Source organism: Legionella lytica, from assembly GCF_044626755.1.
GTDB classification, from domain to species: domain Bacteria; phylum Pseudomonadota; class Gammaproteobacteria; order Legionellales; family Legionellaceae; genus Legionella; species Legionella lytica_A.
Map to the genome: position 1 here is coordinate 1 of NZ_JBGORX010000029.1, position 647 is coordinate 647.

Sequence of the window (647 nt, forward strand, 5' to 3'; positions counted from 1 at the left end):
AGCTACGATTTCCCTGGCGATGACATTCCTATTATTGTTGGTTCAGCGCTGAAAGCACTGGAAGGCGATGAAAGTGATATTGGTGTTAAAGCAATTGAGAAACTGGTTGATACAATGGATTCATATATTCCTGAGCCAGTTCGTAACATTGATAAAGCATTCTTGTTACCAATCGAAGACGTATTCTCAATTTCTGGACGTGGTACAGTAGTAACTGGCCGTGTTGAGAGTGGAATTGTTAAAGTTGGTGAAGAGATTGAAATTGTTGGTATCCACGATACGACTAAGACGACTTGTACTGGAGTTGAAATGTTCCGCAAGTTGTTGGACGAAGGACGCGCTGGAGACAACGTTGGTGTGTTATTACGTGGAACTAAGCGTGATGAAGTTGAGCGTGGTCAAGTATTAGCTAAGCCAGGCACAATTAAGCCACACACTAAATTTGAAGCAGAAGTGTACGTGTTATCAAAAGAAGAAGGCGGACGTCATACTCCATTCTTCAATGGTTACAGACCTCAATTCTATTTCAGAACAACCGACGTAACAGGTACTTGCGACTTGCCGGAAGGTGTTGAAATGGTAATGCCAGGCGATAACGTACAATTAGTAATTAACCTACATGCTCCTATTGCGATGGATGAAGGTTT

At 42.2% G+C, this 647-nt stretch carries 1 protein-coding gene; it reads left to right on the forward strand.

Annotated elements, in window-relative coordinates; genetic code table 11:
- Positions 1–647 (forward strand): EF-Tu C-terminal domain-related protein (locus ACD661_RS16925; protein ID WP_400189009.1); only part of this gene is annotated, 647 nt, incomplete at both ends.